General features: G+C 69.4%; 8 protein-coding genes. 4 read left to right on the forward strand and 4 right to left on the reverse strand.

Features of this window, described 5'->3' with window-relative positions:
* Window positions 1-16 precede the first annotated feature (16 nt).
* Both ACWD3E_RS41505 and ACWD3E_RS41510 read left to right on the forward strand, forming a co-directional pair.
* Window positions 17-1,504 carry a sensor histidine kinase gene (locus tag ACWD3E_RS41505; RefSeq protein ID WP_451392646.1) on the forward strand — a complete coding sequence of 496 codons (1,488 nt, stop codon included), beginning with the start codon at window positions 17-19 and terminating at the stop codon, window positions 1,502-1,504.
* Between the two features lie 23 nt (window positions 1,505-1,527).
* The gene (locus ACWD3E_RS41510; RefSeq protein WP_451392647.1) at window positions 1,528-2,151 is read left to right on the forward strand and encodes a response regulator transcription factor; all 624 of its coding nucleotides are present in this window, start codon (window positions 1,528-1,530) and stop codon (window positions 2,149-2,151) included.
* Window positions 2,152-2,175: 24 nt separating this feature from the next.
* Here the strand turns inward: ACWD3E_RS41510 and ACWD3E_RS41515 are convergent, their stop codons facing one another.
* The 4 genes from ACWD3E_RS41515 to ACWD3E_RS41530 all read right to left on the reverse strand — a co-directional run bounded on the left by ACWD3E_RS41515 (window position 2,176) and on the right by ACWD3E_RS41530 (window position 6,072).
* Entirely contained in the window at window positions 2,176-3,162 is a 987-nt protein-coding gene (locus tag ACWD3E_RS41515; RefSeq protein WP_451392648.1) for an ornithine cyclodeaminase family protein, read from the reverse strand.
* 18 nt (window positions 3,163-3,180) lie between these two features.
* Window positions 3,181-4,455, reverse strand: a complete 1,275-nt coding sequence (locus ACWD3E_RS41520) for a DegT/DnrJ/EryC1/StrS family aminotransferase (RefSeq protein WP_451392649.1) — start codon at window positions 4,453-4,455, stop codon at window positions 3,181-3,183.
* Between the two features lie 93 nt (window positions 4,456-4,548).
* Entirely contained in the window at window positions 4,549-5,196 is a 648-nt protein-coding gene (locus tag ACWD3E_RS41525; RefSeq protein ID WP_451392650.1) for an NADPH-dependent FMN reductase, read from the reverse strand.
* 147 nt (window positions 5,197-5,343) lie between these two features.
* The gene (locus ACWD3E_RS41530; protein WP_451392651.1) at window positions 5,344-6,072 is read right to left on the reverse strand and encodes a response regulator transcription factor; all 729 of its coding nucleotides are present in this window, start codon (window positions 6,070-6,072) and stop codon (window positions 5,344-5,346) included.
* A gap of 281 nt (window positions 6,073-6,353) precedes the next feature.
* Between ACWD3E_RS41530 and ACWD3E_RS41535 the strand changes: the two genes are divergently transcribed.
* Window positions 6,354-7,052: a succinate dehydrogenase cytochrome b subunit gene (locus ACWD3E_RS41535; protein WP_451392652.1), complete on the forward strand. Its 699-nt coding sequence runs from the start codon at window positions 6,354-6,356 to the stop codon at window positions 7,050-7,052.
* 2 nt (window positions 7,053-7,054) lie between these two features.
* Window positions 7,055-8,250, forward strand: a 1,196-nt coding sequence (gene sdhA, locus ACWD3E_RS41540; protein WP_451392653.1) for a succinate dehydrogenase (quinone) flavoprotein subunit, incomplete at its 3' end; no start/stop codon positions are given.

An 8,250-nucleotide genomic window follows, 5' to 3' on the forward strand; every position in this document is an offset into this window, starting at 1 on the left:
AGCCTGGTCAAGACCGATGCGCCCGTTCCCCACGGCGATTCTCGCTGCCCTGTGCGGTGCAGTCCTGACCGCCTTGTTGGTGCTGACCGGCTGGCTGTTCGAAGAACGTGCCGCACAACAGGCCCGGACCCATCTGGTGTCGACTCTCGTGACGGCGCAAGGCCGGCTCTCCGCGTCGCTCGAAGACACGCCGACGCACCGGCTGCGCCCACAACTCAACACTCTCTCAAGGGAGTTGCACGCCGACCTCTATGTACGCCTGCCGGACCGCACCGTCGTGACCTCCGGCACCCCTTCGGCGCGCGTGACCGACAAGCTGGCTCGGTTACCCGTTTCGGCGGACACCATCGGTGTTCAGGTGACGGCTCCCGCACGACTGCCCGACCTCGGCGACCACTTGAGTGCCTGGACGACGGTGCGCGGGAAGGACGCGCGTACCTCGGTGCTGTGGGTGCGGGAGCCCGCCGACCGGTGGCGTGAGAGCGTCCTGACCTCCTGGGGACTGCTGGCCGCCGCCGAGCCCGTCGGCCTGGGTCTGTGCGCGCTGCCGCTGCTGGTCCTGAGGCGCCGCACGCGCTTCGCCTCCGACCAGCTCAGCGGCGTCCTGCGGTCGCTGACCGACGGCGAGTTCCACGTCCGGGCCGAACCTCCGCTCGGCGGGTACCACCTGGACCAGCTCGCCGAGGACATCAACGTGTTGGCCGCGTCCGTGCAGACCACGATGGAGAAGCAGCGCACGTTCCTCGCCGACGTGGCCCACCAGCTGCGCAACCCCATGGTCGCGCTGCGCCTGAGGGTGGAGAACCTCCGCCCACACCTGCCCGAGGCGGCTGTCGAACGGCAGGCCCGCATCCTGTCCGACGTGGACCGGCTCCACCGCACCCTGACGGACATGCTGGAGCACGCGCGTTCCGTGCCCGCCGACCACAGGACCCAGGTCGTCGACGTGTGCGCGGTGGTGGAGGAACGCGTCCAGGGCTGGGCCCCCGTGGCCGAACAGCGTTGCGTTCAGCTGAAGGTCAGCATGCCGCGGCATGCCTGGGGGCTGAGCCGCTCCGGCGCCGTCGAGCAGGCGCTGGACGTCCTGCTCGACAACGCGCTGAAGTACTCGCCGACGGGGAGCGCGATCCGCATCCAGGTCATGACGGAAGACAACCGGCTGCTGATCCAGGTGCGCGACGAAGGCCCCGGCCTGCCCGACAAGGACCGCGAAGCGGCCCTGCAGCGCGGCTGTTCCGGTCCGTCGTCGAAGAAGGGCGGCGGCATCGGCCTGTCCATCGCCCGCCAGCTCATCGAGTCGTCCGGTGGCCGCCTGGAGCTGCTCCCCGGCACACCCGGTGGCCTCATCACGAGGCTCCATCTGCTCGGCGGCGTACCGGTCCAGTCCTCCGGCGGCCGCACCGCCACCGCGTCGAACACGCGGAACCGCGTCCCGAGCGGCAGCCTGCCCAGGAATCCCACGAGCAGCCCGGTTACATGCCCGCCCGACGAGGCACCGAGTTGAAGAGGCAGTTGAAGAGGCAAACGATGACGATCTACGATCTTCCGCTCGATACGCAGCCGGACGAATGCGATCCGATCCGTACGGCCCGGTGGCTGGCCGACGGGTCCGGCCGGGACGTGTTCTGCTACTGGAACCGCCCCGCCCTCGACGAACCCGTCCTGCAGGCTCTGCGCGGAGAGGACCGGAGCAAGTACGTCCGGATCGCCTTCCCCCTGTCGTACGACCCTGGCGCCCAGGCCACGTACGCCGACTGGTTGCAGAGCGGCGCCCAGGTGAGGCAGAGCCACCGACTGCCGCCGGGCGCCCTGATGCTCACCGACCAGGGCGCCCTGATGACGACGCGCTCCCACTCGGGCTTCACCTGGGCGCGCACGGAGGACCCGGGCACGCTGTCCGCCCTGCGGATCCTGGCCCAGACCCTCTGGCAGCAGGCGGAGCCCCTCGCGCAGCCCCAAGTGGTGCTGAGCGAGGCCGAACAGCAGATCCTTGCCGCGCTGTTGCAGGGTTTGACCGACCAGGCCATCGCCCGCCGCCTGAACACGTCCGACCGCACGGTGCGCCGTATGGTCGCCCAACTCATGGAACGCCTGGGCGCCCAGAGTCGCTTCGAGGCGGGGGTACGAGTGGTCGAACGCCGCTGGATCTGACGTCACCGTCTCAGCAGCGGCACCTCACCGGGGCGCGGAGCCGAACCGGACGTCGGTGCCCGCGCCCTGCTCGACGGCCCGGCGGTAGAGCAGGTCGCACGTGAAGGCGTCCTCCAGCGGGATGCCCACGGACTTGAAGAGGGTCGTCTCGCTGGCGTCGCGGCGGCCGGGATGCCCTCCGCCGAGCAGTTCGGCCAGTTCGACCAGGGGAGGAGCGTCCGGAAGAACGCCCTCCGTGATGGGGATGAGCAGGTCGCCGGCCTCACGGAGCACGGCTTTTGCGGACTCGACGAACACGGTGGAGCGCGCCACGAGGGCGGACGGCAGCTCCCGGCGCTCCCTGCCGTACGCGCCGACCGCGCTGATGTGCACGCCTTCCGGCGCCACCGCCGAGTCGTCGAACAGCGGCTCGGGGGACGACGTCACCGTACAGATGACGTCCGCGCCGGCCACCGCCGCCTCGGCGCTGTCGCACACCGTCACGTCGAGTCCGGGGCCGTCTGAGGCGGCCCACTCGGCGAGCCGGTGCGCGCGGCGCGGATCGCGGCTGTAGAGCCGCACCTCGTCCCAGGGCCGGATCGGGGCGAGGCCCTCCAGGTGCCCGCGGCCTTGGACGCCGGCCCCGATGACGGCCAGCGTGCGGGCGTCCTTGCGCGCCAGTATGTCCGTGGCGAGGGTGGTGACCGCGGCCGTACGCAGCTCGGTCAGGGCCTGCGCGTCGATGAGGGCGGTGGGTGCGCCGGACCGGGCGTCGAAGACGGCGACGAGGCCCTGGACCGTGGGCAGGCCCCGGGCCCGCGCGCTGTCGAAGAGGGTGATGAGCTTCACCGACAGCGCCGACGCGTACGCCGCGGGCATCACCAGCAGGTCCCCCTCGCCGGTGTGCACGGAGCTGCGGGTGAAGTCGGCCCCGACGCCGTGCTGTTCGGTGAACACGGCGCCGATGGCGGAGGCCAGGTCGTCGACCGACAGCACGTGCCGGACGGTGTGCGCGTCCAGAAGCTTCAACACGGCGGGCCTTTCCGTCGGTCAGCGGGTGCGCGCTGCGCGCAGGGCGTCGGAGAGCAGGTCGCACAGCATGTCGACCTGCCTGTCGCTGAGGCCGGGGTGGCAGGGCAGGTTGACCTGCTCGTGGAACCACACCTGCTCGGCCGTGGGGCACTCCCCGTAGCGGTGCCCCCGCGAGCGCCACTCCGGGAGCAGGTGGAGGGGGAAGTAGCGCAGCGGCGTCTGCACGCCGCGTTCGTCGAGTTCGTGCAGCAGCCGGTTGCGGTTGAGCAGGTCCGGCTCCCGGACGAAGAACGCGAACAGGTGCTGGGCGTGCACGACGCCCGCGGGCTCCTCGTACACGTCGACCATCCCGTCGAAGGCGCGCAGCGTCTCGCGGAGCCGGGCCGCGATCATGCGCCGCCGCCCCACCAGCTCGGGCAGCGCGGCCAGTTGGGCCGTGCCCATCGCGGCGGCGGCCTCCCCGAGGGTCGCGTTGGTGCCGTGGCGCAGCATGGCCACCACGTCGTGGGTGTACGCGCTGCCCGGGTAGAGGGCGCCGGGCAGGGGCTCCTTGGAGTCCCCGAAGGTGTGTTGCCGGGCCACGAAGCGCGCGTCCACCTCGTTGCCGCGCAGCCGGTCGAGGCGCTCGGCCCAGCCCTCGTCGGCGAAGGTCACCATGCCGCCCTCGCCGAGCGTGGTGATGTTCTTGCTGGCATGGAAGCTGAAGCACCCGATGTCGGCCAGCGAGCCGGGGCGCTCGCCGTGGTAGGAGGCGCCCAGCGCATGCGCGGCGTCCTCGATCACCAGGGCGCCGTGGGCCCGGGCGATGTCCGTGATCTCGCGCATGTCCGCCGGGTGACCGCCGTAGTGGACCAGGATGACGGCGCGGGTCTTCGGCCCGATCAGGCGCTCCAGGCAGCGTGGGTCCATGTTGAGGGTGTCGTTGCGTATGTCGCAGAACTTCACCGTGACGTCGGGGTACTGGAGCAGCGGCTGGATCGTCGCCTGGTAGGTCTGCGGCGTGACGATCACCTCGTCGCCGGGGCGCAGGTCCAGGAGGTGGATGGCCAGTTCCAGGGAGACCGTGCCGCTGGTGGTGCTCATGGCGTACGGCGTTCCCACGTACGCCCGGAAGTCGCTCTCGAACCGCTCCCGCCAGGGCCCGCCGGACAGCGTCTCGCCGGAACTCATGGCTTCGGTGACCGCCGCGATCTCCGAGGCCCCGACGGTGCTCCCCAGGGGCAGGTAGGGGACCTCGTAGATCCTGGCCGGCTTCCTGAAGGCCCCCAGCTTGGGTATGTCTCCGATGGTCATGGCGTCTCTCCAGAGTTCATGGAAGTCGTGAGAGGGCAGAAACGTCCTGGACGACACGGAATCGACCCTCCGCCCGGCAAAGCCGGCCGCCGTTCATGTACGAGGTGTCCCGGCCGCCGGCACCGAGGCAGCCGCGCCGCCGAGCCGCCATGCCATCTCCACCAGCGCCCGGCACAGCGAGCGCAGCCGGTCGTGGGCCTCGGCCGCGCTCAGGACCCTGCTGCCCTCGGCAGTGCGTGCGAAGTCCCCTGGCACGGTGACCAGTTGCTCCGGCAGTGCGATGCCCCGCATGGCCCGTACGACGGTGCGCAGCGCGTCACAGGCCTGGACGGCGGACAGGTTCTCGCCGTGGGTGAGCAGCCCGACGGGCTTCCCCGCGAGGGGCGTGACGTCCAGGTGGTCGAGCGCGTTCTTGACCGCGCCCGAGAAGGAGCCGTGGTACATGGGCGAGGCGATGACGAAGGCGTCCACCTCCGCCGCCAGCTGGCCGAGCTTTCGGGCGTACGGGTCCGCGTAGAGCTCGGGCCGGCCGTGACAGCTCGGGTCGACGATGGGCAGGGGCTGGGTCGCCAGGTCCCACACGAGCGGGTCCGCGCCCAGTTCGGTCAGCATCAGGGCAGCGGCCTCGATGACGGCTGTGGTGTGTGATCCGGTGCTCGGGCTGCCGCCGAGCAGCAGCACGACCGGCCGCTCTGCCGTTGTCCCGGCTTTTCTGTCTGTCCAGCGCTGGATCGGATTCAACGGTCTACCTTTCGCGCGCCGATGTGAGTGGGCGGCCGAGACGGTCAGCGGGAGTCATGCGCAACGGGGGACACGATGGCCGAACTTTGCTTCGAAGACGGGCAGTTGTCCGCTCACCGACGGACTCTGTCGTAAAGCGGCGGACCGTCAGAGCGGATGGCGCGCATCGCGCTTGGCCATGCCCGAGGTCTTGTTGAACCACCCGCGCCGGGCGGCGAGAGCGCCCGCCTCGAACCGGCTCTGGGCGTTGAGCTCCTGCATCATCCTGCTGACCTTGCGGCTCACCGTCCGTTTGGAGACGTCGAGCGAGGCGGCGATCTGTTCGTCGGTGTAGCCGCTGGCCAGGAGCCGGAGCACGCTCTGGAACTGGTCGTCGTCGGGGGCGTGACCGTCGGCCGACCGCGGGGTGCCCTCCTCCCACAGGCTGTGAAAGGCGTAGCGCAGCATCCCCGTGGTCTCGGAGCAGTCGGACGTGGTGGCCGATCCGCTCAAACCGCCCTCGCTACCGGATTCCTGGCACACCACGGACGTCTGGTTGTCCAGCAGGGCGAAGGTGACGGGGGTCCGGGCGACGCACCGGGTCCGGATCCCGGAGCTGGCCTGCCACGAGGCGTAGGACGCCAGGTGAGGGGCGGCGAGCGCCCGCTCGTCCCAGATCACGGAGACTTGCACCCAGCGGTGCAGCAGCTTCGTGAGGCTGAGCTTGTCCTGCCGGACCACCGCCGGGGTGATTCCCTGCCCCGCGTAGACGATCGCCACGTCGTGGCGGGCGGACTCGAGCGCGGCGTGGAACGGCGATCGCGAATGGTGCCGCTCGGGCTGTCTGGTGGGGGCGCTTCGGACCGGGGACCGGGTGACAGCCGCGGTCGTGCTCATGTTTCTCGTACTCCTTCCGATCGACCGCTTCGTGGGGGATCAAATGGGATGCAGTACCAGGGAGTTGGGAGTCGCCCGAGTTCATCGGCTCGGCAGCTCCTCCGGTGAGACTAGGAGGGCTGCGTCAAATTCCCGCACGTGTAGGTATGGGGAACGTCAGCTCTGTGTGAGTTTCCTGCGGACGCCCCCATACCGGACGAGGGTCGATAGGTTCGGCCTATCGAATTCATGCACACGATCACTTGGAGTACTCGCAACTCTTGCCCATACCATCGATTTTCATGACTCTGGCTACGCGTACGAGTCCGTCGAGAACGCGTCTGGTGTGGGACTCGACGGTGGGCAAGAAAGCGGTCATGGCCGTGAGCGGCCTGGTGATCATCGGCTACCTCGTGGTGCACTGCATCGCGAACGTCAAGATCTACTTCGGTGCGGCCGACTTCAATGCGTACGGGGAGTGGATCCGCACGCTGGGCGACCCGTTCCTGCACCGGATGTGGTTCATCTGGAGTGCGCGCGTGGTGCTGCTGGCCTCGGCGATCGCGCACGGAGTCTGCGCGTACCAGCTCAGCCGCCGTGACATCAGGGCCCGTCCGAGCAAGTACGTGCACCAGAAGGAGCGTCCGAGCTACGCGACGCGCACGATGCGCTGGGGCGGGGTGATCCTCGGCCTGTTCATCGTCTGGCACATCCTGGACATCACGACGGGCACGGTTCACCCGGGCTTCCAGCCCGGTCACCCGTACCAGAACGTGGTGGCGACCTTCTCGCACTGGTACGGCAACGTCATCTACATCGTCGCGATGCTCGCGTTGGGCCTGCATCTGCGGCACGGGATGTGGAGTGCCGCGCAGACCCTCGGTGTGAGCAGCAAGGCGGTCGACCGGACTTTGAAGATCACGGCGAACGGGCTGGCGCTGCTGCTGACGGCGGGCTTCATCTCCGTGCCCGTGGGCGTCATGACGGGAGTGGTGAGCTGAGTATGGGTGACTATGCCGAGTACGTGACCGGGGAGCCGGTCACCGACACGAAGGCGCCGACGGGGCCGATCGCCGAGCGGTGGGACAGGCGGCGTTTCGAGGCGAAGCTGGTCAACCCGGCCAACCGGCGCAAGCACACGGTGATCGTCGTCGGCACCGGCCTGGCCGGCGGCTCGGCTGGTGCGACGCTCGCCGAACAGGGCTACCACGTCGTCCAGTTCTGCTTCCAGGACTCCCCGCGCCGCGCCCACTCGATCGCCGCGCAGGGCGGTATCAACGCGGCGAAGAACTACCGCAACGACGGCGACTCCATCCACCGGCTCTTCTACGACACGGTCAAGGGCGGCGACTTCCGCGCCCGTGAGTCCAACGTGCACCGCCTGGCGCAGATCTCCGTCGAGATCATCGACCAGTGCGTGGCCCAGGGCGTGCCCTTCGCCCGTGAGTACGGCGGCCTGCTCGACACCCGCTCCTTCGGCGGCGTCCAGGTCTCCCGCACCTTCTACGCCCGCGGTCAGACGGGCCAGCAGCTCCTCCTCGGCGCCTACCAGGCGCTCAGCCGGCAGATCGCTGCGGGCAACGTCGAGTTGCACGCGCGTACCGAGATGCTCGACCTCATCGTCATCGACGGGCGGGCGCGCGGCATCGTGGCGCGTGACCTGGTGACCGGGAAGATCGACACGTATGTCGCGGACGCGGTGGTGCTGGCATCCGGCGGCTACGGCAACGTCTTCTATCTGTCGACGAACGCGATGAACTCCAACGCGACCGCGGTCTGGCGGGCGCACCGGCGGGGCGCCTGGTTCGCCAACCCCTGCTTCACGCAGATCCATCCGACCTGTATTCCGCGTACCGGCGACCACCAGTCGAAGCTGACGCTGATGAGTGAGTCGCTGCGCAACGACGGGCGTATCTGGGTGCCGAAGGCGAAGGGCGACACGCGTCCGGCGAACGAGATCCCCGAGGACGAGCGCGACTACTACCTGGAGCGCATCTACCCCTCGTTCGGCAACCTTGTGCCCCGTGACATCGCTTCGCGTGCTGCGAAGAACGTGTGTGACGAGGGGCGTGGTGTCGGGCCCGGCGGTCAGGGTGTGTATCTCGACTTCGCGGACGCCATCAAGCGGATGGGCCGGGGGGCCGTCGAGGCCAAGTACGGCAACCTCTTCGACATGTACCAGCGGATCACCGACGAGGA

This window comes from Streptomyces sp. NPDC002676 (assembly GCF_053592455.1).

Coding starts and splice junctions, on each gene's coding strand:
- ACWD3E_RS41505 (WP_451392646.1), top strand. CDS start 17: ATGCGCCCGTTCCCCACGGCGATTCTCGCTGCCCTGTGCGGTGCAGTC.
- ACWD3E_RS41530 (WP_451392651.1), bottom strand. CDS start 6,072: ATGAGCACGACCGCGGCTGTCACCCGGTCCCCGGTCCGAAGCGCCCCC.
- ACWD3E_RS41510 (WP_451392647.1), top strand. CDS start 1,528: ATGACGATCTACGATCTTCCGCTCGATACGCAGCCGGACGAATGCGAT.
- ACWD3E_RS41520 (WP_451392649.1), bottom strand. CDS start 4,455: ATGACCATCGGAGACATACCCAAGCTGGGGGCCTTCAGGAAGCCGGCC.
- ACWD3E_RS41535 (WP_451392652.1), top strand. CDS start 6,354: ATGACTCTGGCTACGCGTACGAGTCCGTCGAGAACGCGTCTGGTGTGG.